This is a genomic window from Variovorax sp. GW821-FHT09D04, assembly GCF_059416405.1.
Map to the genome: position 1 here is coordinate 21,876 of NZ_JBWKPA010000007.1, position 25,553 is coordinate 47,428.

Consider the following 25,553-nt stretch of genomic DNA (forward strand, 5'->3'; position numbering starts at 1 on the left):
TTGGTATCCAGAGGTGACGGGCGCATTTACAATGCCTGCCGCATTCCCCTTCCCCACCAACGAGGTCTTGTCCGCAATGCCCAAGAGCCCCCGGCCTCGCGCCCGCTTCAGCTTCTCTCCCACCGTGCGCGCCCTGTTCCTGGCCGTTGCGGCCTGCGGCGCCGCGCTTCCCGCGCTGGCCGCGACCGAGCACGAAGAGGTCGACCGCCTGATGCAGTCCGGCAAGCTCGACGAGGCCATGACCAAGGCCGAGGCCTTCCTCAAGGACAAGCCGCGCGATCCGCAGATGCGCTTCCTGAAGGGCGTGATCCAGCTCGACACCGGCAAGCGCGCCGAGGCCATCGCCGCCTTCACCCAGCTCACGCAGGATGCGCCCGAGCTGCCCGAGCCGTTCAACAACCTCGCCGTCATCTACGCGAGCCAGAACCAGTTCGACAAGGCCCGCAACGCCCTCGAAAGCGCCATTCGCACCAACCCCAGCTACGCCACCGCCCAGGAAAACCTCGGCGACGTGTATGCGCGGCTGGCCAGCCAGGCCTACAGCAAGGCGCTGCAGCTCGACCAGAACAACACCGCGGTGCAGCCCAAGCTGGCCGTGATCCGCACGCTCTTCACCGCACCGCCGGCGGCCGGCTCGAAGGGCTCGACCCTCGTGGCCTCGGCCACGACGACGCCCGCACCGGCTCCGGCTGCGAAGCCTGCCCCGGCGCCTGCGCCCGCACCGGTCGCCAAGGCACCGGCACCAGCCCCCGTGCCCGCTCCTGCGCCCGTCGCCAAGGCACCGCCTGCGCCCGCGCCGGCACCCGCTGCCGCGCCTGTCGCACCGCCCGTCAAGGTGGCCGCAGCGCCCACGCCGGTCGCCAAGACGCCTGAACCGGCACCGGCACCAGCGCCTGCTGCAGCCCCGGCTTCCAACGCCGAGATCGAATCCGTCGTGCGCGGCTGGGCCTCGGCCTGGGCCAGCCAGGACATGGACCGCTACCTCGCCGCCTACGGCAGCGACTTCGTGCCCGCCGGCGGCCAGAGCCGCAAGGCCTGGGAAGAAGACCGCCGCGCCCGCATCGTCGGCAAGTCCAGCATCAGCGTGAACCTCGAGAACCTCGCGATCAAGGTCGACGGACAGACCGCCACCGCCAAGTTCCGCCAGATCTACCGCGCCGACAACCTCAACATCGCGAGCCGTAAGACGCTCGAGCTGCAACGCTCCGGCAACCAGTGGCACATTCGCAAGGAAAGCGTCGGCGGCTAGTGGCAGACATCGTCCGGCACGGCCGGCTTCAGACCCTCCCGTTCCCGCTGCGGAGCGGGAAGCTGCTCGCGGCCTTGATGGCCGCTTTTGCGCTCCTGCTGGCCACGCCCGGCGCCGCGCTCGCAGCCAACAACAGCAACAGCTCCAGCAGCAAGTCGGCCAACGCCAAGACCAGCGGCACCAAGGCCGCCAAGGCGGGCGGCAGCCGTGCGTCCGCCAAGGAAGCCCGAGGCGCCAAAGCCGGTAGCGGCGCCAGCAAGACGCAGCTGCAAGCCAAGGGCAAGCGGTCCGCCGTCGCAGCGGACAACGCCAGTGCCACGCGCCCGGCCCGCAAGACCGCCAGAACCGCCGCGCCGCTGCAGGAAGCCAGCGGCGCCGAAGCCCGCCTGATCGGCGTCTACGAACTGTTCGGCCGCGGCAAGACCCGCGAGGCTTTGGCCAAGGCCCAGACCCTCGTGCGCGACCACCCGAACTTCCAGCTCGCGCAGCTCGTGTACGGCGACCTGCTCGCGGCGCAGGTGCCGCCCTCGAACGCCATGCCCGACACCGCCGGCATCGCGCGCCTGCGCGGCAACCCGGCCATGGTCGAGCTGCACGAGGAATCGCGCCGCCGCTTGCAGGCCCTGCGCGAACGCCCGCCCGCCGGCACCGTGCCCTCGCAGTTCCTCACCCTCTCGACCCGCAGCCGCTTCGCCATTGCCGTCGACGCCTCGCGCTCGCGGCTGTACCTGTTCGAGAACTCCGACAAGGGCCTGAAGCTCGTCGCCGACTACTACATCTCGGTCGGCAAGTCGGGCACCGACAAGGCCGTCGAAGGCGACGCGCGCACCCCGCTGGGCGTGTACCACATCACCAGCAGCCTCGACCCGCGCTCGCTGAAAGACTTCTACGGCGCCGGCGCCCTGCCCATCAACTACCCCAACCCGTACGACGTGCGGCGCGGCAAGACCGGCAGCGGCATCTGGCTGCACGGCACCCCGCCCCAGCAGTTCGCGCGGGCGCCGCTGGCCAGCGACGGTTGCGTCGTCATGGCCAACCCCGACCTCAAGCAGTTGCTGCGCAAGGTCCAGATCGGCGCCACCCCCGTCGTCACCGCGCGCAGCCTGCAATGGATTTCGCAGCCGCAGGCCGAAAAAGAAACAAAGAAATTCGCCGATTCAATTACCGCCTGGAAAGACGCGCGCGCCAGCGGCAATGAAGCGCAATTGAAAAAATTCTATTTGCCGGATTTCCAGCGCGCCAGCCGCAAGCCCGTCGACGCCGATACGGTACTCCGTGACGAATTGACCTACGCACAAGGTAAACGAGTGCAAATCAAGGACACGTCGTACCTGCACTGGCGCGACACCGAGGACACCATGGTCGCCACCTTCGGCGAGGTGTTCGAGGGCGAGAAGAACGGCCGCACCCGCCGCCAGTACTGGCTGCGCCAGGGCGGCGAGTGGAAGCTCTTCCACGAAGAAATCCTCGGCTGAGCCCACATCACCGAAGGGGTCTCGGCCCCAAAAGTGTGATTTATTGCCCAAACGGAGCCGCCTTGTCGAGTGTTACAAATTGCACTCCTAGGTACCGCGCTACGTAACACGTAACGGGCATGTTCCCGTAACGCTCAACTTCCGGACGTTCCCGCGCCCGTAACGTGTTCCCCTCGTCCATGCAAGGCTGCATGCGGTTTACAGAGGGAAACGAACATCTCCAGACTGTGAATAAGTGACCTTTTCTGCCCCGTTGTGGGGGCCGAACGAGGCTGGCCGCCTTCCTGCTTTACCCCTCCGAGTAGCACATCCGGGACTCGATCCGGCGTGTTTCTCCTGTTGATACACGGAGTTACGCTGTATAACATCCACCGTGCCAGCCTTTGTTAACACTTCCTTTCAGGAGATCACCATGCTTAGTTCTATTACTCGTTTTCTGCGTGATGAAGAGGGTGCTACTGCACTTGAATACGGAATGATTGCAGGGCTTATTTCCATTGCAATCCTCGTATCTCTTCCCACGATTGGCTCCAAATTGGGTGCCATCTTCACCAAGATTTCGACCGAACTCGCCAAGATCGTGACGACTTGAAAGTCGATTGCGATGATCTTGACGGCGACTTTTTTGCTATGGCTGCTACTTGTCGCCGCCTATGACTTTCAGCAGCGCCGCGTCCCCAACTGGCTTGTGGTCGCAGGCGCGTCCCTTTCAGTTGCGGCACTCGCGCTGGGGACAGGGCCTCTCGGGTTCGATTGGCAAGCGGCGCTCCTTGGTGGAGCAGCAGGCTTCGGCTTTCTTCTGTTGTTCTACGCCACCGGCCTCATGGGGGCGGGTGACGTGAAGTTCGCAGGAGCCTTGGGGCTGTGGGTCGGGTTTTCCGCCTTCATCCCGATCTGGGTCATCGCCAGTTTGCTGGCTTGCGCTCACGCGATGCTTTGGCGCTATCTGGAGCGCTGGCCTCTTTTCCCTCGGCTGACCTCGATGCTCGCGGGTCCGTCGCGTACCACCGAATCCAATACGCCGGCACGCCGGCTTCGCATCATTCCCTACGCGGCCTACTTGGCCTTGGCCGCCGTGGTGTGGATGGTTTGGGGACGAGAGAGTTAGCCGCTCTGCTGCGTTTCGCAGGCCCTTCATCTCCCTCCTCATGATCGCTTGCTCCCCTTCCCTCCGCCGCCCATGATCAATCTCACCAAAATCATCGCTGCCATCCTGGTTCTGTTGGCCATCCTGCTGGGGGTCTATGCCTGGATGCTCGGTCGGCAGCCCACACCAAAGGCCCCTGCGGCCTCTGAACGAGGGAGCGAGCAGACAAAGAGCCAGCCCGCAGTTACCTACCCCGTTGTCGTCGCCGCCAAGCCGCTGCCCGCAGGTCAAGTCATTGCAGCAGATGCCCTGCGCGTCGAGCATCTCACCGTCAATCCTGCGGGCGCTTTTCAAGAGGTGGCAGCAGCGGCCGAACGCGTTCCGGTACTCGATCTCTCAGAGGGCACGCCCGTGATGGAGAACCAACTGGTCTCGGGCCTTGCCCTTCGCGTGGGAGCAGGCGAACGCGCAGTCGCTGTCAAGGCCGACGAGATCATGGGTGTCGGCAACAAGATTCAGCCCGGAGATTTCGTCGACGTGTTCATCACGCTGAAGTCGGACGGCAAGGACGTCGATCGCAGTCAGGCACGCCTGCTTCTCTCGCGCAAGCGCGTGCTCGCCTTCGGTTCGGCATCCGTCGATGGTCTTCCTTCGAAGACGGCGGACAAGCAGCAACAACAAGCCCAGCGCACCGAGCCTGCCCGCACCGCCGTACTGGCGGTGCCCGTCGATGACGTGAACCGCCTCACGATCGGCGATGCAACCGGTCGACTGATGCTGGCGCTGCGCAACCCCAACGACACGGGAGAACCCGACCCCAAACTCTTTGCCGATCTCCCGACCGCACTGCAGCCCGCCTCGATCCGGCCCGGCGAGCCTCGCCGCCCGCCTCTGGAAGGACTTGACCGTGCACAGGCAGGTTTGACGGCACTCGATCTTGTGACCGGCGGCAAGAACGTCGCCAGTCGCCCAGCCTTGACTGAAGCCCGCGCCATCTCGTCTGGCACACGGGCACCCCAACCAGGTACCGCTCGCGGCGGCCTTCAAGTCGAAGTCATTCGCGGCGACCGCAGCGAAACCATGAGCTATTGAGTGCAGCGCACTTCAGCCGTCACGTCCGTCATCCAGGAAAGAAGCCACATGCCCTACACGCCACGCGAACCGTCGAGCAGCCCTGCGGGCGCCCCGCCGCTGTTGCGTTCGTCGCTGATCGCCTTGTGTGCGCTGGCCCAGGCCGCCTGGCCGTTCGCCGCCAATGCCGCAGACACCCAGGCTGTGCGCACACAGCCCCAGCGGCCGCTGATTCTCAATGCGGGCACACAGCAGGAGCTTCTGATCGACAAGGGCATCGAGCGGATGGCCATCGCCGACGAGGCCGTCGCGGCCGTCACCGTCACCCGCAAGACACCAAGTTCTCCCGCGGCACGACTGATCATCACCGGCAAGGCTGCAGGACGCACCACGCTGATGGTCTGGGAAAAAGGCAACGCAGCGGCGACGACCTATGCCGTCGAAGTGCGGCGTCGCAACGCCACAGTCTCCGGCGCCATGGACAGCGTCGCGGCACACCAGCAAGCACGCGACACGGCCCTGGCGGGCGCGGGCGACAAGACGGAACTCATCGACCGCTCTGTCGTCAACGTGCGCAGCAACACCGTTCAGGTCGAAGTGAAGGTCGTCGAGTTCAACCGGAGTGTGCTCAAGCAGGCGGGTCTGAACATCTTCAGCACGCGCGCCAACTCCAATGGATTCAGCTTTGGTTCTTTCACACCGTCGTCACTGAAGTCTGCAACTTTCGCGTCGGATGGAAGTATCAGTGGTGAATACAGCAACCCTCTCGCACAAGCTTTCAGCCTTCTGTTCAACTTCGGCAAGGCCGGTATCGGGCTGAACGTCGGCTTTCTTGAGGGCAATGGCATGGCGCGCGTGCTCGCCGAGCCCACGCTGATCGCAATGTCGGGCCAGAGCGCCAGCTTCCTGGCCGGCGGAGAACTGCCCGTTCCAGCTCCTCAGGGTCTGGGCACCACGAGCATCGAGTACAAGCCCTTCGGTATCGGCCTGACGCTCACACCCACGGTGCTGTCCAACGACCGCATCGTGCTCAAGGTGGCACCGGAAGCCAGCGACCTCGACTACACCAACTCGCTCAGCATCGGCGGCGTCGCCGTACCCGCGATCAGCACCCGGCGCGCCGACACCACGGTAGAACTGGGAGACGGAGAAAGCTTCATCATCGGCGGCCTCGTCAGCCGCACTACCACCTCGAATGTCGACAAGGTCCCGCTTCTTGGCGACCTGCCGATCCTGGGCACCTTCTTCCGCCAGAACAAGTACCAGATGAGCGAGAAGGAACTGGTGATCCTCGTCACCCCGCATCTGGTCAAGCCGATTGCCCGCAACACCGATCTGACGCCCTACCTCCCAGGCGGCGCCGAGCAGCGCGACGGCCCCGTGTGGCGTTCGCATTTCCTCGGCGGCGCAGCCAACACGGCGGTGCCGGGCTTCTCCCGCTGATGGATGACGGTCTTACGAATCGCACATCGCAGAACGGCACCATGAACGCCCCACGCGACAACCTTCCGGAAACTGGCAGCGAAACCTACCTGTTCGCGTCAGCCAACGGCGGCCACATCACCTGGCTGACAGACGCCCTGAGCCACGAAGGCTCAGTCGTCGTCCTGAGCCAGGACACGAAGACGATCGACGAGCGCATTTCCTTGCTCGGCCCCGTGGCTGTGTTCATCGACTTCTCTCCCGAGCAAGCCACCGCAGCCAGCGAGCTCCATCAACGCCTGAAGCGCGACTGGCCCACCCTGCCCGTGCTGGCCGCCGGTGTGTCGTCGCAACCCGCGGCGATGCTGGCCGCCCTTCGCGCCGGTGTGGACGACTTCATCGACCTCTCGGCCACGCCCGATGAAGCCGTGGGCACCCTGCGCGCGCTTCTCGAAAAGCGGCGCTCGCTCCCCGGGGGCCTGCGTGGCAGCACGCTGGCCCTGCTGGGCGCGCGTGCCGGCCTGGGCGTCACCACGCTGGCCACGAGCCTGGCGCTCACGCTGTACGACCAACTGGGGCAAGCGCCGGCACGCACGCCAGGCCGCAACGGCCGCCATGGCGTGGCGCTACTCGACCTGGGCCTACCCGCACGCGACGGACTGCTGTACCTGAATACGCAAAGCGGTTTCAGCTTCGTCGATGGCGTGCGCAACCTGCGACGCCTCGACCAGACCCTGCTGCACACGGCACTCGCGCATCACACCAGCGGCGTCGCCGTGCTGCCACTGCCGACCAATCTGGCGCAGGTGCGCGAGATCTCGCACGCCGATTCCGTCTCGCTGATCCGTCGCCTAGCCGACTTCTTCGACTTCCAGATCGCCGACCTCGGCGGCTTCTCGACCATCGACTTCATCGCCCAGACCGTGCGCGAAGCACAGAACGCGTGGGTGGTGTGCGACCAGAGCATCGGCGCCATCGTCTCGACGGCCAACATGCTCAAGGAGCTGCGCGCCCGCAATGTCGAGACCGAGCGGATGACTCTGGTCGTGAACAAGTTCGACGCTCGCGTCGGCCTGTCGGCCAAGGACATCGCCGAACGCCTCGAGCTGCCGCTGCAGCACGTGCTGCCCGAGCGCAGCACCCAGCTGCTCGCCGCCGGTTGCCGCGGCGAAATGCTCGTGCGCACCGCCCGCAACGATCCGTATGCACAGGCCGTCGGCGGCCTGGCCCGCACCCTGCACCAGGAATACATGTCCGTCTCCGGTCAACCGCCTGCCAAGGACCCACGCTGGGTGGCACTGATGGCGCAGATCACGGGGCTCTGGAAGAGAGATAACGAAGGCTGATCCATGTCCACTGATATCGAATTTGCCGACGACGACCAGGCGTTCATCAACTCCCAGCAGTTCCAAGACATCAAGAGCTGGACGCACGATCACCTGCTGAGTCGCATCGAAGAGCTGGGCGCGGAGTTCGGCCGCTGGTCGCGCGCGTCGATCCAGCAGTTCGTCGAACTCGAGGTCGACAGCTTCGTGCGTCTGCGCCGCGTGCCGATCAACGACCGCGAGATGCAGCTCATCGCCGATGCGCTGACGAAGGAGCTGGCCGGCTTCGGCCCGCTGGAAGACCTGCTGAACGATCCGGCTGTCGAAGACATCCTGATCAACGGCTACCAGAACGTTTATGTGTCGCGCCACGGCATGCTGGAGCGCGAAACGCTGCGTTTCACCGATTCCGAGCACGTGATGCGGATCGTGCGGCGCATCCTGGCACCGCTGGGACGCAGGCTCGACGAGTCGAACCCGATGGTCGATGCGCGCCTGCCCGATGGCGGCCGCATCAACGTCATCATCGAGCCGTTGGCCATCGATGGCTTGTCGGTCTCGATTCGCAAGTTCCGCAAGGAGCCCCTGACACCCGCAGACCTGGTGAAGCTCGGCACCTTCGATGCCGGTATGGCGCAACTGCTCGAGATCGCAGTGCGTGCGCGCTGCAACATTCTCGTGAGCGGCGGCACCAGCTCGGGCAAGACCTCGCTGCTCAACGCGCTGGCCAGCTTCATCCCCTCGCGCGAGCGCGTGATCACCATCGAAGACACGGCCGAACTTTCGCTGGGCACCAGCCACGTGGTGCGCCTCGAAAGCCGCCCCGGCGGCTTCGACGGCACCGGCGTGGTGTCGATCCGCGACCTGCTGCGCAACAGCCTGCGCATGCGCCCGGACCGGATCATCGTGGGCGAAGTGCGCGGTGCCGAAGTCATCGAGATGCTGCAGGCCATGAACACCGGGCATGAAGGCTCCATGGGCACCATCCACGCGAGCTCGCCGCGCGAATGCCTGTACCGCCTGGAAATGCTCTCCGGCTTTGCTGGGTATCAAGGCAGCGAGGTCAGCCTGCGCCGCCAGATTGCCAACGCCATCGACTTCATCGTGCAGATCGGCCGGCTCTCCAACGGGCAGCGGCGCATCATCTCGCTCAGCGAAGTCACCGGCGTGAACGACAACGTGGTGGCGATGCAGGAGCTCTACCGCTACGAACCGGTCGTGTCGCCGGACGGCGAAGAGCGCGATCGCTGGGTCTCGCTGGGCATCGCGCCGCACTCGCCAAAGATCACCCGCTTCCGTCAATCGATGGCACGCGCGCAGAACGGAGAAGGCCGTGCGTGAAGCCCTGCTCATCGTGACCTGCATCGCGCTGCTGCTGGCAGCCGGCGGCCTGTTGCTCTGGCAATGGGCAAGAAGCCGGCAGACCCGCCAGGCGACCGGGCGCCACCTTGAGCAGCAGATTCTGGCAAGCAGTGCCGACGCGGTGCCGTCCGTTGCGAATGTGCCGATGCCATTGCGCGATCCGTCATCGGACAGCTATGTCTCTGGCATCACTTCGGATCCTTGGCTCAACACAGAGGCGACGACCGGCACGCCGGCCCGCAAGGGCCTGATGGAGACGGTCTTGCCCGACTGGCTGCTCGGGGTCATTTCGCCGAAGGTCGCCACGCTTGCCGTGGTCGGCATCGTCGTGCTGTGCCTTTTGGCGGGGCTCTTCGGCGGGGCAATCGCAGCGGTTGGTTTTCTGTTCCTGCTCGTCCTGGTTTCGGTTTTTGCGGTCTGGCTGCGGCTCCAAAAAATCCGTCGCCAACTGATCAGCCAGTTGCCGGCATACATCGACGCGATGGTGCGTTTGATCACCATCGGAAACTCCACGCAAGCGGCATTCCAGCTCGCGATTGCGACGACGCAGGAGCCTCTGCGCGGGCACATGGAGCGCTCGGCCGCCTTGGTTCGTGCGGGGGTGGATCTCGACCGTGCGTTGCACCAGACGGCGACCAATGTGCGGGTGGAAGAAATGTTCCTGTTGGCGTCCATCCTCGGCCTTGGCGTGCGCTATGGCGGGCGGGCCGACCTTCTTCTCGAACGGGTGGCCAACTTCATGCGCGACCGCGAGCAGGCAGAACACGAACTGGTTGCGATGTCTGCAGAAACCCGGCTTTCCGCCTGGATTCTGGGGCTCCTTCCTATTGGCGTGGGCACCTTCATGATCCTGAGCAGCCCGGCTTACTTCCTGGGCATGTGGAACGATGAGATCGGCCGCACGCTGATCTTCTCTTCCGCTGGATTGCAGGTGCTCGGTACCTTCTTCCTGTATCGATTGGCAAAGCTGGCATGAGCTTCACTTCCAATCACTTCGCCATTCTCAGCCTTGCACTCCTGGCACTGGGGCTGGTGATTGCGGCCGGCGCCCTGATCGCGACAGAGCTTCGCCGCAGTCGCAGCGGCCAGGTGATTGGCCGCGCGCTTCGACGGGACACCACGACGCAGATCGACCTCAAGACCCCCCTCGATGCAACTCCAGGTCCGGGCGATCCGCCACGCACCGATATCGAACTCCCTTTTCATTGGCTCGACTCTCGCGTCGGGCGAGCCCTCGTGGCCAACGAGGACCGACGACTCATCGACCAATGCGGATACCCCTCCAAGCGGACGCAACTGATCTTCCTGGTCACCCGCCTTCTGCTTGCATTCTTCCTGCCGGCGTTCGCTTATGTCGTCTGGAAAGGCGCACTCGCCGAACGCGCCATGATCATCGCGCTCGCCGGCGCCCTCGTGGTCGGCTTCATGATCCCCAAGTGGGTGCTCGGCCGCATTGCCGCCGGCCGACGCGAACGCATCCATCGTGAGCTTCCGCTCTTTGTGGATCTGTTGAAGCTCCTGCAGGGCGTGGGCCTCAGCCTCGATCAGAGCCTGCAGATCATGGCCGACGATTTTTCCCACGTGCTGCGCGTGCTCGGCCATGAGTTGACTCTCGCGAACCGCCAATACAGCCAAGGGCGAACACGCGAGCACTCGCTGCATCGACTCGCCACGCTTCATGGCAATGAAGATCTTCGCGGTCTGGTTTCGCTGCTCGTTCAGGTCGATCGCCACGGTGGAGCGGTGCAAGAGCCCCTGCGCGTATTCGGCGAGCGGCTGCGCGAACGGCGCCGCTCGGAAATGAAGGAGCGGATCGGAAAGATCACCGTGAAGATGACGGCCGTCATGGTGGGCACATTGCTCCCCGCACTGGTGATAGTGACCGCCGGTCCGGGATTCATTGCCGTCTTCCGTTCTCTTGGAGCAGTCGCCAAATGAAGAGCATTCATCTCCCTGGAAGGAAGCTCCGCGGCATGCGGGGTCGCATCACGGTACAAACCGCAGCGTGCCTGACGGCATTTGCGCTCGTTGGGTGCGCCACCCAGAAGGATCAGTACGCGGCCAGTGCCGAAGCCCAGCAACGCATGGCCGCCGAAGCCGCTGCCGACACCAAAGCGGGGAACTCAGTCGACACGAAAGAGACCTACCTCAAGCTTGTCGAGCAGATGCAGCGAGAAGGCCTGTGGTTCGCCTCGCTGGCGCACATCGATGCCCTGGAGCAGCGCTGGGGAACGTCGCCCGAATCCACGCGCCTGCGCGCCGATGCCTTGCGGCAGACAGGACAGGCGGCGCAGAGCGAAGCCATCTACAAGCGTTTGATGGGCACGCCGCTTGAAGGCGCTGGCTATCGCGGACTGGGCCTTCTGGCGGGTGCCCGTGGCAACTACCCCGAAGCCATACAGCTTCTGAAGCAGGCCCAGCGCCACGCCCCAACCGATGCACTGCTGTTGAGCGATCTCGGCTATGCCCATCTGCGTGCGGGCTCGACCGAGGAAGCACGGCTTCCGTTGATGCAGGCACTTCAACTGCGGCCGGACAGTGCGCAGGCCCAAGCCAATCTGGCGCTGTATCTCGAGCTCACCAATCAGCAAGAGCAAGCGACCGCCATGATGGACGCGAACCGCATGTCTCCCACAGCGCGCTCGGCGGTCAAGGAGGCTGCGCAGCAACTCCGCGCTGGCGCAACCGCAGTGCCCCTGCGCTCCACGACTGGTATGCCGCTTCCCGACGAAACCACGGCCCCCCTCGCGCTGAAAGCGTCTCGCTGGTCCCCCCCTTCCGGCGTCCGCACCGCCATTCAGTCGAATCCGGCAGCAACCGCCTCTTCGACACCCTTGCCATCGAGCCCGACTCCATGAGGTACACCATGAAAAAAGAATGCGGCACGGTTTTCCGCACCCTGTCCGGGTTGAGCTGGGCCATCGCCCTTCTCACCTCCTCGTCGATGGCGATGGCACAAAGCGCCACGCAGTCCGAGCCGCCTCCCGCCTCCAAGGCGCAAAGCACGCAAGTGACGACAGAGGCGTCTGCCAACCCGTCTCAGAACGACGCCACGGACGCCGAAGAGTTTGACCATGTGTCGCTCCAAGTGGGCGACGCCACTCAAGGGTTGCTTGCCTGGCAACGCAGCGGTGACATCGCATCCAAGACACCGCGCCCCATTGCAGGCAATGTTGCGCAACGAAGCTATGAACGTTATCTGAAGAGTTTCGAGTTCCCGATTCCGGAGCGAATGAGCTCGACGGTCAAGACGTCCTCCGGAACTGGCGGCGCCAAGTAGCAAGGAAGGCAGACCCTCCCGCTATCAGCCCTCTATAGAAACAGCCATGAAAGCGATCCGCGCTTCCACATCATCACGCGCTCAGCGCGGCGTGTATGCGATCGAGTTCGCCGTGGTGTTCATGATCTTCTTCAGCCTTCTCTATGCCGTTATCTGCTACGGCATGCTTTTCGCGTTCCGGCTTGGTCTTCAGAACGCGGCGGAAGACGGCGCAAGGGCCGCACTCCGCTACCAGAGCAGCCTGGAGGAACGCAGGCAGCATGCGGTCGCCATTGCAACCGCCCAGAGCAAGTGGATGCCTGCCGTGGTGCAACCCGTTGTATCCGCCCAGATTTGCGCCGCCGAAACCAACAACTGCGATCCAACCAAGCCTGCCAGATGTGGAGTCGCCTGGAGCCATCGCTGCCAGGTCGTGGTCCTCGTGCAAGCGAACAATTTGAGTTCGCTCCTACCCCCATTGCCAAGCTTTGCACTGCCCGCCCAGATTGTGGGCAACGCCAGCATGCTTCTGGACATGAGGTCCGGGTCATGAAGGCAGTTGCACAGGACATCTGTACGGGTTGCCGTACGCAACGTGGCGTCGCAGCCATCGAGTTTGCGCTGGTGATCATGGTCCTCTTTCTTGTGCTGTACGCGTTGCTGACCTTCGGTGCGGCCCTCTACACGCAGCAGGTCGTTTCTCGCGCCGCGGAAGATGGCGCTCGCGCGGCGACCCTGCTGCCGCGACCACCCGATCCGGTCAAGGTGAAGCAGGCCGTGGTTGAGTCCCTGGCTCGTTCGCTCATCGTTCCTGCATCGGCGAACGGCAATCTGACCAGCCGCAAGAATTGGATCTCGGCTCACATCACGATCGAATCCTGTCCTGTCGCACCGAGCACGCCCACTTGCGTCGTGACCGTCACCTACCCCTATGAGACCGACGCTCGCTTCCTTCCTCAGATGCCGCTTTTCGACGCCAGCAACTGGATAAAGCAGCTGCAGGGCAAAGCAACTGCCGCGCTGGCGACATCATGAGAGGCCTGAAGAAATGACCGCAGTATTCACCCGACCGGTCGCCAGCTCCTCTTTCCAACGCCGTGGTCGAGGTTCGATCCTCATCAACACGGCCATCGCGATGAGCCTCATCGTCATCACCCTCATCGGTGTTGAACTGGGATACCTCTTCTTCGTGAAGAGAGAAATACAAAAGGCGACCGATCTGGCCGCCCTCGCCGGCGCCCAGATGATCTCCAGCGCGGACGGTTGCACCGACGCGAAAACCGCCGCCAAACTCAGTGCCAACGGAACGGGGGCCACCGACACCAAGCGGAATCTTCCGCCAGTTTTCTCTCTGGTCGATGAAGATATCGAATGCGGTCGATGGTCTCCCGACAAGGCAACGGTTGATCATTTTGAAATCGCGACGACCGAGCTGAATGCCGTTCGTGTCACGATCAAGAGGACACCGATCTCTCTCCTGCCATTTTTTGAAGCGGATCGAACGATTCAAAGCAAGGCAGTCGCAGCCAACGATCCGATCGCCTCGTTCTCGTTGGGAACCGGCCTCGCCAGTTTGAATGAAGGCGTTGCCAATCAGCTCTTGAATGCACTACTCGGCACCGGCAACAAGATCAGTCTCAAGCTGGTGGACTACCAAGGTCTGGCCAAAGCACAGGTTCGGCTGCTTGACCTGATCTCCGCAATCCCAAATGTCGGGACCGTGGACGAGCTTCTCAACACTCCCATCAAGTTGAACGACCTGATGCTGGCCATGGTGCAGGCCCTCGGGAACTCCAATGCGTTGGCAGTGCAGGCACTCAATTCGATCATCTCCGCCAATGTGAAGTCCGTGGAGATCAAGCTGGGTGATCTGCTCAAGGTCACCACTCCTTCTCGGGAGGGCGCAGCCAACGCGGCGATCAACGTACTGGATTTGCTGACCACCACGGCTCAGATCGCCACCGGAAAGAATCTCGTCAAGCTCGGTTCAACTATTGATCTGGGTGCATTGGCCAAGGCCGATGTTCAACTCGTGGTGATTGAGCCACCATCTATCGCCATCGGCCCTGCAGGCAAAGACGCCAACGGCAACTGGCGGACGCAAGCACATTCGGCCGCGGTAAGACTGCTGCTCGATGTCAAGCTGGTGGACACCAACGAAATTCCGGGCCTCTCCTGGCTGGTAAAGGTGACTCTCTTGCGTTTGCCCATCTATCTCGAAGTGGCCCAAGGGCATGGGCGACTGAGCAGTATCAAGTGCGCAAGTACCTTGGCCGACTGCCGAGTCGACATCGAGGCAAAACCGGGATTGGCGAGCATCTGCATTGCGGGCGTTTCCGATGCACTGATGTCAAACACGACTACCCCGATAAATTGCAGCGCAATGCCTCCCGCCATGATTAGTGAGATCAGTGCACTGGGAATTCCGGTCTTGCAGGTCTACGCCAAGGTTCCGGTGCAAGCGGAAACTCCTGATACCAGCTATCAAAAACTCACGTTCAATGGTGTCATCGGAGACACAGACGATGTCCAGACCGTGAATTCCAATGCCGTCGGCTCCGTACTATCCAACACACTCAGCAACTTCACCGATGGCACGAAGTGGACCCTGACCACCGTGCTTCTCGGCGCGCTCCCACTTCCACTGGGCGGGATCCTCTCTCCCCTGTTGTCCTTTGTCTTGAGCATCCTGAGCCCGTTGTTCGGTTTGCTCGATGCGATCATCGTTCCATTGCTCAACCTGCTTGGGGTTCAGCTTGGCTATAGCGATGTCCGGTTCCTTTCTCTTTTGTGCGGCGAATCCAAGCTCGTCTACTAGCACTTCGCCATTGCCTTTCGATACATGAGTGCCTCCAACTTCGACGAACTCGACCTCTTTGTCTGGGAAGGCAAAGCCGACATCCTCGACCGCATTGCGCGGTGCATGGCGAGCTTCGACGTGGAAGTCATCCGGGCCGATGGCCTGCCGCCTCCGCAGCAGGACCGCGGCGTCGCGTTGCGTCCTTCCGTCGCGATCATCAGCGTCACCGTCATCGACGGTGGAGGTCTTCCGCACGCGACCGAGCTGCTGCAAGGCATGCCGGTGATCTGGGTCGCTGCGGCTTCGCGCGAGCGCGATTCGCGCACGTATCCGCCCGAGTACCTGCACGTCCTGCCCTACGACTTCACCTGTGCCGAGCTGCGCACGATGGTGGCCAAGCTGGTGCGCCAGTTGCGTGCGCGCGATGTCGCGCCGCAGGCGCCCGACGTGCTGGTGGCGCATTCCGATGCAATGAAAGGGCTGCTCGCCGAAGTGGGCGCCTTTGCGGACTGCAACCATCCGGTGCTGGTGCGCGGTGAGACCGGCGTGGGCAAGGAACGCATCGCACAACAGCTTCACATCGGGCACCAGCAGTACGGCAAGGGCGCGTTCGTGGCGGTGAACTGCGGCGCGATTCCCGACGGGCTGTTCGAGTCGCTGTTCTTCGGCCACACGAAGGGCTCGTTCACGGGCGCGGTGCACGCGCACCGCGGGTACTTCGAGCAGGCCACGGGCGGCACGTTGTTTCTCGATGAGATCGGTGACTTGCCTCGCTATCAGCAGGTCAAGTTGCTGCGCGTGCTCGAAGACAGCGCGGTCACGCGGCTGGGTGCAACGTCGCCGATCCGCGTCGACTTCCGGCTCGTGGCGGCGACGAACCGCAACCTGCGCGAGATGGTGGCGAGCGGCGAGTTTCGGGCCGACCTGTTCTACCGGCTCGCGGTGATCGAGCTGCATGTGCCGAGCCTCGAAGAGCGCGGCGAGATCGACAAGATCGCGATCTTCAAGGCGCTGCTGGCGAACGTGCTCGGCGACGAGCTCGAGGCCCTGGGCGAAACGCCGCACTGGCTCAGCGATGCGGTGGCCGAAACCTACTTTCCCGGCAACGTGCGGCAGCTGCGCAACCTCGCGGAGCGCGTGGGCGTGATCGCGCGGCAGTTGCACAGCTGGGACCAGAACCTCATCCAGCGCGCGATCGCGCTCACGCGGGGCACGCCGGCACCGGCTGCGCTGGCCACTGACCGCAACGGCACGGGGGTCCCGCTCGATGCGAACGGCGATCGCAAGGGCTGGAACAGCAGCGAGCGCAACCGCATCATCGCGGCGCTCGAGATCAACGACTGGAAGCGCCAGGACACGGCGCAGCACCTGGGCATCAGCCGCAAGGTGCTGTGGGAAAAGATGCGCAAGTACCAGATCCTCGACGGCGAGCCTGGCATCCCCGAAGAAACTTAGCTCGCCCCCAGGCTGCGCGGCACTTCGTGTCCGCTTCTCCTTCCCCCTACCGGGGGCAACACCTACGGCCCGGCAAAGCCGGTTCCGTGGTGTTTCGCGAAGGGGCTTCGCTGGCGCTTGCCTCGGGAGTCAGTTGATTCCGAGGCGCGTTGACCGGCGCAGCGGCGGGTTCGCAATCGATGCGCCCGGTGCGCGGTCGACCAACGGTTCGCTCGCGCAGGTCGTGTTGCTCGAGATGCACAGCGCGCCCAGCAAGCCGTCTTCGGTCAGCACGTTGCGGCTCGGGGGGCCGAAGATGCGGTCGATCCAGTTGTTGGCGCCGATGGGGTCGATGCGCAGTTCGCCAGTAGTGCGCGCCAGGCGCAACTCCGAAATGCGCAGGTCGAACACGCCGTCGATGTAGTCGAACAGCAGGGTGTAGTAGTCGAGCTGCGCATCGAGCACCTGGGGCAGGGTCTCGCGGCCGAACTCCATGAGGCGGCGGCGGCCGCGGAAGGCCTGGCCCGAGGTGCTGACGGCTTCCATCAACTGGCGCTCGCGTTCGCGGCCGGCCACGGTGCGGGACCACGACGACGCGGTGAGCTCCATCAGGTTGAGCTTCACGCCCTCCATCTTGGCTTCCTGGTTCGCGACTTCGGCCAGGGCGCCCTTGAGCTTGAGCTGGCGGTCGAAGCCGTTGCCGAAGTTCCAGTTCAATTCAAACGCGGCGCGCGTGGGGTCTTGCGGCGACACGCCGCGCGGGTCCTTGCTCTTCACGACGACGGCGTCGAGCGTGGGGTACAGGCTGGCTTCGGTCTGGTCGACCAGCGCACGCGCACGCGCCACGCGGCCCTGGGCTTCGGCCAGTTCGGTGCTGCGCGCTTCGGCGCGGCGCAGCGCTTCTTCCTGCGAGCCGATGCGCCAGTGCGCCGGCGCGGCGAGCACGGGCAACGATTCGGGCGCGGGCGAGAACTTGAAGTAGTTGCGGAACTTGGCCAGGGCCTCGTCGCGCTGGGCCTCGAAGTCGGACTCGCGCGCGGCAACGAGGGCGCGGCGCGAGGCGGCCATGTTGAGGTCGTTGTCGCCGCTCACGCCGAGCGCCACGCGGCGTGCCTCGGCCTTCGACAGGTCGGCCACCACTTCGGTGGCGCGGTGCGCGATCTGCTTCTTCAGGTCGAAGCGCTGCACCTGCAGGTAGGCGGTGAGTGCGTCGAGCACCACTTTCTGCGAGGTGGTGGTGACAGCTTCGTCGTCGGCCTGGTTGCCGAATTCGGCGGCGCGCTGCGCCGCGCTCATGGCGCCGCCGTCGATCAGGCTCACGCGCGCTTCGGCGGTGAGCACGGTGTAGTTCTCGCTCTTCGCGTCCTTGGCGCCGCTGCTGTAGGTGCCCGACGAGGTGCCGACCTTGAAGCGCGGGTAGCGCGCCATGCGGGCCGCGTCGACGCCGAAGCTGCTGGTGTTGGCCGCGGCCTGCGCGGTCAGCACTTCGGGGTACTCCTGCGACAGCGCGATGAGCGCCTGCTTCACGCGCTGCGCGTAGCTCGCGGCGCCGAGGGACGGTGGCGACAGGCGGCGCGACAGTGCCAGCGCTGCAGGCGGCCCCTCCTGCTCCGGCGACGGTTGGGCGTAAGCGGTGGGCGGCAGCGCCATGCTGACGCACAAGGTCGCGCAAAGCACACCCGGGGCGATGCGCGCGCGCCGGCCCGGCAACACGGGCTTGCTCATGGTTCGCGGAAGGCTTCGCGCCGCAGTTTGAGCACAGGCCGCAGGATGTACCAGATGAACGGATCGGTCCCCACGCGCAGGTCGACTTCGGACTCCATGCCGGCGGTGACGCGGTTTTCCGGCCGCCCCACGTGCGACTGCGACATGCTGATGAGCAGGCGGTAGTAAGGCGCGCCGCTGGCAATGGCGGCATCGCGGTCGGCGTCGGCCGCCACGAGCTTGACCTTGCCGTCGACCGCGCCGTAGCGCAGGTAGTCGTAGGCGGTGATCTTCACGCGCGCCTCCTGCCCCACTTCGACAAAGCCGCGGTCGTTCGGGTTGAGGCGCGCCTCGACCATGATCTCGTCCTCGTCGGGCACGACCTCCAGGATGGATTCGCCGGGCTTCACGACCCAGCCGGCGCTGGAACTGCGCAGGCCCTTCACGATGCCGTCGGCCGGCGCCTTCACCACCGTGCGCGAGCGCTGGGTGCGGGCGCGCGCGAGGTCTTCGCTCAGGCTGGCGAACTGGCGCTCGACGGTGGCGAGTTCATCCGATGCGCGGCGGCGAAAGCGGCCCTCGGCCTCGGCCATCTTGGCCTGCGCCTCGGTGATGGCGGCCTGCGCCGAGATCACGCCCTGGCGCGCCACGGCGAGTTCGCTGCGCACGGCTTCAGCCTGGCGGCGCTTCTCGAGCACCTCGACCTGGCCGACGAGTTTTTCGCTGAGCAGTTGTTCGGAGATCTCCTGCTCTTTCTGCATCAGCGCGAGCCGATCGTTCAGGCCCTTGGCCTTGGCCTGCTGTTCGAGCTGCTTGCTGCGCGCCTGCTCCAGGCCCGACACGGCACCGGCCATGACGCCGCGCTGTTCGAGCGCGCGCGCCTGGTAGGCACCGACCTCGCCTTCGAGCACGGCTTCGTCGATGTCGGCATCGAACGAATCGCGCTTGAGCGGTTGGCCACGGCTCTCGGCAATGAGTCGCACGCGCGTGGCCTGCGTGGCGGCGTATCGCGCGGTGAGCTCCTCGAAGTTCAGGCCGCTGCCGCCCAGGTCGATCTCGACCAGCGACTGGCCCTGCTTGACCTTGTCGCCTTCTTTCACGAGCACGTTGCTGACGATGCCGCCTTCCAGATGCTGGATCGACTTCACGCGGTCGGAGGGGATCACGCGGCCCGGTGCGACGACGACGGTTTCCATCGGAAAGCCGAGCCCCACCGCCGCCAGCACCGCGACCGCGCCGCCGATGATCCACTGGCGCCGCCGGCCTTGCGGCGTGGTCTGCGCCGCCTGTTTCTCGCTCTCGCCCTGAAGCACCTGCGGCAAGTCTGGTTTCAAAATCCCGTTCCCCTGTCTCTGTCTGTCAGTCGGTCGATCCGTGGCAACCACGAATCACGCATCGCGTGGCCCTTCTTGCTCACGCCATCGAGCGCGAGGCGGCCGGGACGCCTGCATTGCTGCTGCCACTGCCGTCGTCGGTGGTGTCGCCCAGCGCCACGAGCGGCTTCTTCACGCCGAAGAGCTTGGGCACCATGACGGCGGCGGAGCCGATTTCCACGTTGCCCTGGCCGGTGACGTGATAGACGGCGGAGGCCGCCGACACGATGCGCAGCGAGTGCGTGACCACGACCACGGTGCGCACCTTGGCCACCGCGAGCATGGTCGCGAGCAGGTTGCGCTCGCTTTGAAAGTCGAGGTCGTTGCTGGGCTCGTCGAGCACCAGCACCGAGGGCTTGCGCAGGAAGCTCATGGCCAGCGCGAGCTTGCGCCGCTCGCCCACCGAGAAGCCGGTGCCGCCCTCGCCCACCACGGTGCGATAGCCGTCGGGCAGGCGCGAGATGAAGTCGTGCGCGCCCGAGAGCTTGCAGGCCGCGACGATCTGCTCGTCGCTCTGGCCCGGCGCGCCGCGGCGCATGGTGTCGACCAGCGGGCCGCCGAACCAGTACACCTCTTGCGAGAGGTAGCTGATCCAGCGCGACAGCTCTTCGCGGCCGAACTGCGAGAGGTCGTACTCGCCGATGCTCACCACGCCGTGCGTGGGCGTGTACAGGCCCGACAGCAGCTTCACGAGCGTCGACTTGCCCGCGCCGTTGCGCCCGACGATCACATGCAGGCCGCCAGGGCCGATGTCGAGGTCGACGTTTTCCAGCACGGGCTGCGGCGCGTCTTCGGTGAAGCTGAAGCTCACGTCTTTCAGCGTGACGCGGCCCAGCGGCTGCGGCAGCGCCATGCCGGTGGGCGCCTTCTCGACCGGCTCGCCGAGCACGGTCTCCAGGCGCTTGGCGGCTTCCTTGGCGGTGGCCAGCGCGCGCCAGTTCGACACCAGCCCGGCCACCGGCTGCAGCGCCTTCAGCGCGAGCATGTTGGAAGCGACGAGGCCGCCCACCGTCATCCACTGCTGCATGACGGCGATGGCGCCGACGGTGACGACGATCACCGAGAACACGGTGAGCAGCACGGTGGTGCCGTCGCGCGCGGTTTCGATCTGGCCGTTCTTGCCGAAGCTCTCGCTGAGCCAGGCGTTGTAGGTCTGCTGCCAGACCTCGATGGTCGGGCCGTCGTTGGACTGCGCCTTGAGCGTCTCGCGCGCATGGCAGATCTCGGAGGTGATGCGATCGAGCCCGCGCCCGCGCAGCACTTCTTCGACGCGGCCGGCGCGCACTTCGTCGGCCCACCACCAGGCCAGGAACGCCATGATGGCCAGGAAGGCCGCCACCACGGGCAGCACCGGCAGCGCGACGATGCCGATCACGATCAGCGCGAAGATCGCCATCGGCAGGTCGAAGATCGATTGCGCGAGCCCGCCGGTGACGGTGCCGCGCACCGCGCCCACGTCGCGGAAGAACAGCTGCCAGGACGAGGCCGGCCGCGCCTCGAGCGCGCGCAGCGGTCGCCCGAGCATGGAGTGCAGCAGCGCGCCCGACACGCCGTGGTCGACAGTGGCGCCCGCGTTGCGCAGCAGGCGCGAGCGGCGCGTGCGCAGCCAGAACTCGATGCACAGGAAGAACAGGATGCCGCTCACCAGCGCGGCGAGCGTGGAGACGCCGCTGCGCGAGAGCACGCGGTCATACACCTGCAGCAGGAAGATCGAAGGCAGCAGCCCGAACAGGCTGATGGGCAGTGACAGCCAGGCCGCGCTCTTGACGAGCGGGTAGGCCGCGCGAAACGCATCGTTCAGCGCATTGGCATACGGACTGGCGCCGGGGACTTCCGGCCTGTCGGCAACCAGCTGGCTGGGCAAGAGGAACTTGATCATGGAAAAAGACCGATCCGTCGGGCAACGACGCCTGCATCATTATCAACTGTTACCCGACTGTTACAAGGCAAAAATTCGCCTCTGACGCCTCTCAGCATCGGTGGGTGCGAACCTGCGCCGGACCGGTCGTTTCCGCGCCGCGCGCTCCTTGCGGCGCGGCGTTTTCCCTGAGCGTGCAATTCATCGTTTTGTGGGCATGGCTGTGGGTCGCGGTGCGGCCGGACGAGCCCGGCAGGCCTTCGGCAAAAACGAGGGCGATGTTGGCGCACAGCAGCATGAGCAGCACCCAGGCGCACAGCAGCTGCAGCCAGCCCAGCCACCAGCGCCGCGGGGGTACCTCGCGTTCGGATTCATAGGGGATGTGGACCAGTGCGTTCCATCTCATGGCAGTGCTTTCAGGACCCGGGCCAGCCGGGAAAGACCGACACCCGCGGAGCTCTTCGCCAGCACCCAGTCGCCTGGTTGCAGCAGCCCGCCGAGTGCGGTGGAGAGGTCGGACACATCGACAAACCAATGGGAGCGGACCTTGGTGCGGATGCGCGTGTGAAGCGCCCGCATCAAAGGTCCGCACAAGAGCACGCGGTCAGGTTGCGACGCCAGCAACTCGGCCTCCAGATCGAGGTGATGGCGTTGCGCCGCGGGCCCCAGCTCCTGCATGTCGCCCAGAATGGCCACCCGGCGCGCAGGCTCGCAGGGGGCTTGTGACAGCAACTCAAGCGCCGCCCGCATCGAACTCGGGTTGGCGTCGTAGGTTTCATCGATCAGCTTGAAGCTTCCGCCGCCGATGTGAATGGTGTGCAGCGCACCGCGTCCGCCCGGCGGCTCGAAGTGCGCAAAGGGTTCGACGGCGGCGGCCAGCGGCAGGCGCAGCGCCTGCAGCGCGGCCAGCGCGGCCACGGCGCTCGCGCCCATGTGGCGGCCCGGCGCATTCAGGCGCAGCTGGAAGGGTTCGCCGGCCACCTCGGCCTGCACCTCGCCGTGGTCGAAGGCGAGCAGGCGCACGTCGGCGTCCTTGTGCTCGCCGTAGGTCACGATCTGCAGCTGGTGCGCCATGGCCGCTTCGGCGAAGGTGGCGAACTCGGGCATGTCGCGGTTGAGCACCACGCGATCGCCCGCGGCCATGGCCTGGAACATGCGGCAATCGAGCCGCGCGGCGGCCTCCGACGGGCCGCGGTGTTTCTGCGACGCGGCCGACAGCCCCGTCACCACGATGAGCGAAGGCCGCATCAGCTGCGCCGAGGCCGGCATGTGCGAGGTACCCATTTCGAGCACCCAGTAGGCGGCATGGCGCGGCATGCAGGTGAGGTTCCACGCGATGCCTGAGGGCAGGCTGATGTTGCCTTCGGGCTGCGCCACCTCGCCCCACACGGTGAGCGCGCCGGCCAGCATGGCGGCCACGGTGCTGCTGCCCGCGCCGCTGCCCAGCACGCCGCACACGCGGCCGGTGAATTCGGTGCGTGCGTGGTCGCCCAGCTCGAGCACGGCCTGCAGCACGTTGGCCACCTGCAGCACGGGCACGCGCTTGTCCAGGTGCGGCTTGGGGTCGGTGCACAGCACGGCCGCGGCCGGCTGCAGCACGCCCTTGAGCGTGACGGCGGCCAGCGGCGTCTTCGAGGGCCGGGCCTGGTGTTCGAACACGACGCGGCCCTTGCGCATGAAGGTGCGCTGGGTCACGCCGGTGGCGCGCCAGCCGTCCTCGGGCTTGACCACCCATTCGCCGCCGGTGACGCGGGCCATCTCGCTGGCCGTCCAGACCGCGCCGTCGTCGCGCACGCCACCACCACCGCCGCCGGGGCCCGCGCCGCCAGGCTGGCTGCGCCGGTCGAGCAGGTAGCGGTGGTAGGCCGCGAAGCCCGTCACGTACTGCTCGACGTCGTCGATGCGCACGCGGAACGAGTGGTGCCGCACGAAGAAGGCGCCGACGACCGTGGACGGCCGGCGGAAGTACATCGCCATCTCGGGCCAGAAGAAACCGTTGAGCAGGTAGTGCGCGCGGTAGTCGAGCGCGCGGTAGAACTTCTCGGTGTCCAGCTCGTCGAGCAGGTGCCGCATGGCGGGCATGCTCTCCAGCCGCTGCAGCATCTGCTGCGCCGCCAGCATGAGGCTGAGCAGCGTGGGAAAGGTAGTCTTGCGGTCGAGCACGAAGTCCAGGTAGCCCGCCACGTTCTGCAGCCCGAAACGGAAGTAGCGCTCCTGCGGGCTCCACTGCGTGAGCTCGTTCACGCAGCCGCTGAGCCAGTGGTCGTGCGATTGCCAGTGCTGGCTGGCAATGAAGTGGTCGAAGGCCTTCTCGACCGCGGCCAGCCAGCGCGGATCGCGCGTGAGGCCGTACAGGCGCATGAGGCCGAAGGCCGCCTCGCCGTCGTAGAAGATGACGCGCGAGGCCTGCTTGAGCGACAGGTCGGCCGCGTGCAGCACGTGGTCGAAGCGCCCGCTGGCGGGGTCTTGCAGCGCCACGATGCCCAGCGCGAGCTTCTCCAGCAGCGGCAGCCAGTGGCGCGTTTCCATCAGCTCGCAGTAGCGCACGAACATGCGCACGCAGGCCGCGTTGCCGCCCAGTCGGATCTCGCCGCCGGTGTCGACCAGGTAGGCCACCTCGCGGCCGTCGGGCAGCGTGTAGTCGCGGATCAGCGCGTCGGTGAGGTGGTCGATGGCACGGTCGATGGCCGCGCGCAGCGTGTCGTCGCGCGTGAGCTCCCAGGCCTCGAGCATGGCGTGCACGGTGCCCGCATGGCGCATCGCGTCGTAGGTCGGAATTCGGCGGTCGAAGCACGGGAAGTAGCCGTACACGAACAGGCCGTCGCTTTGCATCTGGCGCGCCAGGTACGACGAGCCGCTGCGCACCAGCTCGAGCACCGCCTGCGGGTTGAGCGCCGGCAGCTGGCGGCGGCCCGCGTCGAGCCCCGTGCCCACGAGCTTGTGCACCACGCCGTCGGGCTGGCAGAACACGCCCACCGTGGCCAGCAGGTACACCGTGCGCTCGGACGACTCTTCCAGCGGCAGCGTGCGCTCGAAGCGGGCCTGCGCATAGACGTCGAAGTTGCGCACGTTCACCACCGAATGCGCGATGGTCGAATCGCCGCACAGCATGGCGTTGGCGTTGAGTTCCTGCTCGGTGAAGGCGAAGCCGAAGTCCTGGTCGAAGGCCAGGCCGAGCCGGAAGTAGTTGCGCTTGACCGCGGTGAGCTGGGTCTTGAACTGCGTCCAGTCCATGGGACTGGCGCCCTCGACCCAGTCGATGCGCAGCCAGGGCGAGACGATGCCGCGCTCGCGCACCCATCGCTCGACGAGGTCGGCGCCTTCGCGCCAGGCGGTCTCGAAGTCGTCGGCCCGCGCATGCACGACGTGCGCACGCTGGGAGCCGTCGCTCACCGAGAAGAAGAGCGTGAAGGCCGGGTACGGGGCAGGCAACGCCGCGCACACGGACACCAGGCGCTCGTGGCAGGCGTGGAGCTGGTCTGAGAAGGACATCATTCGGCCCCGGTCGAATGCGGGCGAAGGCCGGTCGCGTCCGTCATCTGCTCTCGCTTGAATGACGTGATCGCGGACCGGAAACCGCCCGTGAAATCATCGCGTGCTCCCGATTCAGCGGTAGCTGAACTCGGCGCGACGATTGAGCTGATGGCCCTCCTCGGTGGTGGCAAGCGATGCGGGCTTTTCAATGCCCCAGCTGACGGCTTCGATGCGTTCGCCCGGCACGCCCATCTGCGTGAGCATGCGTTGCACGGCCTCGGCGCGGCGCTGGCCGAGCGCGAGGTTGTACTCGCGGCCGCCGCGCAGGTCGGTGTGGCCTTCGATCACGACCCGGCTCGCCGGCCGGTTGCGCATGTAGCCCGCGTGCGCCTCGACGATGCTGCGGTCGCCCGTCCTGACGTCGTACCGGTCGAAGTCGAAGTAGACGATCTTGGCCGGTGTGTTCGGCGGCGGCGGCGGGGGTGCCGGCTCCACCTTGGGCACTTCGCGCACGCTCTTGTTGGAGTAGTAGTAGGTCGCGTCGTCGCGACCGCCCTTGGGAGGCACACCGCAGGCAGCGAGGCTTGCGCCCATTGCCACGAGGGCCAGTATCCGGAAATTCTTGTTCATGACGGTCCTTTCGCGGGACGGGCCGCTGAC

The 25,553-nt window shown here is 65.5% G+C and carries 22 protein-coding genes; 16 read left to right on the forward strand and 6 right to left on the reverse strand.

The genetic code is table 11. The features are described from left to right. The first annotated feature begins 76 nt into the window (after positions 1-76). The 16 genes from AC07O4_RS21030 (at position 77) to AC07O4_RS21105 (ending at position 16,505) form a co-directional block, all read left to right on the forward strand. On the forward strand, positions 77-1,249 hold the full coding sequence (locus AC07O4_RS21030; protein ID WP_495305553.1) for a YybH family protein: 1,173 nt from the start codon (positions 77-79) through the stop codon (positions 1,247-1,249). Between the two features lie 77 nt (positions 1,250-1,326). Beyond that, complete coding sequence (locus AC07O4_RS21035) at positions 1,327-2,724, forward strand: L,D-transpeptidase family protein (RefSeq protein WP_495305554.1); 1,398 nt, start codon at positions 1,327-1,329, stop codon at positions 2,722-2,724. Between the two features lie 373 nt (positions 2,725-3,097). Beyond that, positions 3,098-3,316 (forward strand): Flp family type IVb pilin, encoded by a 219-nt coding sequence (locus AC07O4_RS21040; protein WP_313906287.1) that lies wholly within the window; start codon positions 3,098-3,100, stop codon positions 3,314-3,316. Positions 3,317-3,328: 12 nt separating this feature from the next. Further along, a complete protein-coding gene (locus AC07O4_RS21045; RefSeq protein WP_260685069.1) occupies positions 3,329-3,832 on the forward strand; it encodes an A24 family peptidase in 504 nt (167 codons plus the stop codon). A 72-nt stretch (positions 3,833-3,904) separates the two neighbouring features. Then, complete coding sequence (gene cpaB / locus AC07O4_RS21050) at positions 3,905-4,903, forward strand: Flp pilus assembly protein CpaB (protein WP_495305555.1); 999 nt, start codon at positions 3,905-3,907, stop codon at positions 4,901-4,903. 48 nt (positions 4,904-4,951) lie between these two features. Then, a complete protein-coding gene (locus AC07O4_RS21055; protein WP_495305556.1) occupies positions 4,952-6,325 on the forward strand; it encodes a type II and III secretion system protein family protein in 1,374 nt (457 codons plus the stop codon). Between the two features lie 41 nt (positions 6,326-6,366). Further along, positions 6,367-7,650, forward strand: coding sequence for a CpaE/TadZ family protein (locus AC07O4_RS21060; protein WP_493195764.1), 1,284 nt, complete (start codon positions 6,367-6,369; stop codon positions 7,648-7,650). Positions 7,651-7,653: 3 nt separating this feature from the next. Beyond that, positions 7,654-8,970: a TadA family conjugal transfer-associated ATPase gene (locus tag AC07O4_RS21065; RefSeq protein WP_139704881.1), complete on the forward strand. Its 1,317-nt coding sequence runs from the start codon at positions 7,654-7,656 to the stop codon at positions 8,968-8,970. After that, the gene (locus AC07O4_RS21070; protein ID WP_495305557.1) at positions 8,963-9,967 is read left to right on the forward strand and encodes a type II secretion system F family protein; all 1,005 of its coding nucleotides are present in this window, start codon (positions 8,963-8,965) and stop codon (positions 9,965-9,967) included. The genes AC07O4_RS21065 and AC07O4_RS21070 overlap by 8 nt, the downstream gene beginning before the upstream one ends. After that, the gene (locus tag AC07O4_RS21075) at positions 9,964-10,929 is read left to right on the forward strand and encodes a type II secretion system F family protein (protein WP_495305558.1); all 966 of its coding nucleotides are present in this window, start codon (positions 9,964-9,966) and stop codon (positions 10,927-10,929) included. The genes AC07O4_RS21070 and AC07O4_RS21075 overlap by 4 nt, the downstream gene beginning before the upstream one ends. Further along, positions 10,926-11,849 (forward strand): tetratricopeptide repeat protein, encoded by a 924-nt coding sequence (locus AC07O4_RS21080; RefSeq protein ID WP_495305559.1) that lies wholly within the window; start codon positions 10,926-10,928, stop codon positions 11,847-11,849. The genes AC07O4_RS21075 and AC07O4_RS21080 overlap by 4 nt, the downstream gene beginning before the upstream one ends. Before the next feature lie 8 nt (positions 11,850-11,857). Continuing rightward, on the forward strand, positions 11,858-12,271 hold the full coding sequence (locus AC07O4_RS21085; RefSeq protein WP_495305560.1) for a DUF3613 domain-containing protein: 414 nt from the start codon (positions 11,858-11,860) through the stop codon (positions 12,269-12,271). 46 nt (positions 12,272-12,317) lie between these two features. Next, a complete protein-coding gene (locus tag AC07O4_RS21090) occupies positions 12,318-12,803 on the forward strand; it encodes a TadE/TadG family type IV pilus assembly protein (protein ID WP_139704885.1) in 486 nt (161 codons plus the stop codon). After that, positions 12,800-13,285 carry a TadE/TadG family type IV pilus assembly protein gene (locus tag AC07O4_RS21095; RefSeq protein WP_139704887.1) on the forward strand — a complete coding sequence of 162 codons (486 nt, stop codon included), beginning with the start codon at positions 12,800-12,802 and terminating at the stop codon, positions 13,283-13,285. The genes AC07O4_RS21090 and AC07O4_RS21095 overlap by 4 nt, the downstream gene beginning before the upstream one ends. A gap of 13 nt (positions 13,286-13,298) precedes the next feature. Next, positions 13,299-15,068: a TadG family pilus assembly protein gene (locus tag AC07O4_RS21100; RefSeq protein WP_495305561.1), complete on the forward strand. Its 1,770-nt coding sequence runs from the start codon at positions 13,299-13,301 to the stop codon at positions 15,066-15,068. Positions 15,069-15,092: 24 nt separating this feature from the next. Continuing rightward, the gene (locus tag AC07O4_RS21105; RefSeq protein ID WP_062479678.1) at positions 15,093-16,505 is read left to right on the forward strand and encodes a sigma 54-interacting transcriptional regulator; all 1,413 of its coding nucleotides are present in this window, start codon (positions 15,093-15,095) and stop codon (positions 16,503-16,505) included. Between the two features lie 129 nt (positions 16,506-16,634). Here AC07O4_RS21105 and AC07O4_RS21110 read toward each other — a convergent pair whose 3' ends face one another. The 6 genes from AC07O4_RS21110 to AC07O4_RS21135 form a co-directional block, all read right to left on the reverse strand. Continuing rightward, complete coding sequence (locus tag AC07O4_RS21110) at positions 16,635-18,209, reverse strand: TolC family protein (protein WP_495305562.1); 1,575 nt, start codon at positions 18,207-18,209, stop codon at positions 16,635-16,637. Beyond that, the gene (locus AC07O4_RS21115) at positions 18,206-19,501 is read right to left on the reverse strand and encodes an HlyD family type I secretion periplasmic adaptor subunit (RefSeq protein ID WP_495305727.1); all 1,296 of its coding nucleotides are present in this window, start codon (positions 19,499-19,501) and stop codon (positions 18,206-18,208) included. Before AC07O4_RS21115 ends, AC07O4_RS21110 begins: the two co-directional genes overlap by 4 nt. 100 nt (positions 19,502-19,601) lie before the next feature. After that, on the reverse strand, positions 19,602-21,440 hold the full coding sequence (locus AC07O4_RS21120) for a peptidase domain-containing ABC transporter (protein ID WP_495305563.1): 1,839 nt from the start codon (positions 21,438-21,440) through the stop codon (positions 19,602-19,604). Between the two features lie 91 nt (positions 21,441-21,531). Continuing rightward, positions 21,532-21,825, reverse strand: a complete 294-nt coding sequence (locus AC07O4_RS21125) for a hypothetical protein (RefSeq protein ID WP_495305564.1) — start codon at positions 21,823-21,825, stop codon at positions 21,532-21,534. Further along, complete coding sequence (locus AC07O4_RS21130) at positions 21,822-24,914, reverse strand: glutamate ligase domain-containing protein (protein ID WP_159272919.1); 3,093 nt, start codon at positions 24,912-24,914, stop codon at positions 21,822-21,824. Before AC07O4_RS21130 ends, AC07O4_RS21125 begins: the two co-directional genes overlap by 4 nt. A 111-nt stretch (positions 24,915-25,025) precedes the next feature. After that, positions 25,026-25,523, reverse strand: a complete 498-nt coding sequence (locus tag AC07O4_RS21135; RefSeq protein WP_062479666.1) for an OmpA family protein — start codon at positions 25,521-25,523, stop codon at positions 25,026-25,028. Between the last annotated feature and the right edge of the window lie 30 nt (positions 25,524-25,553).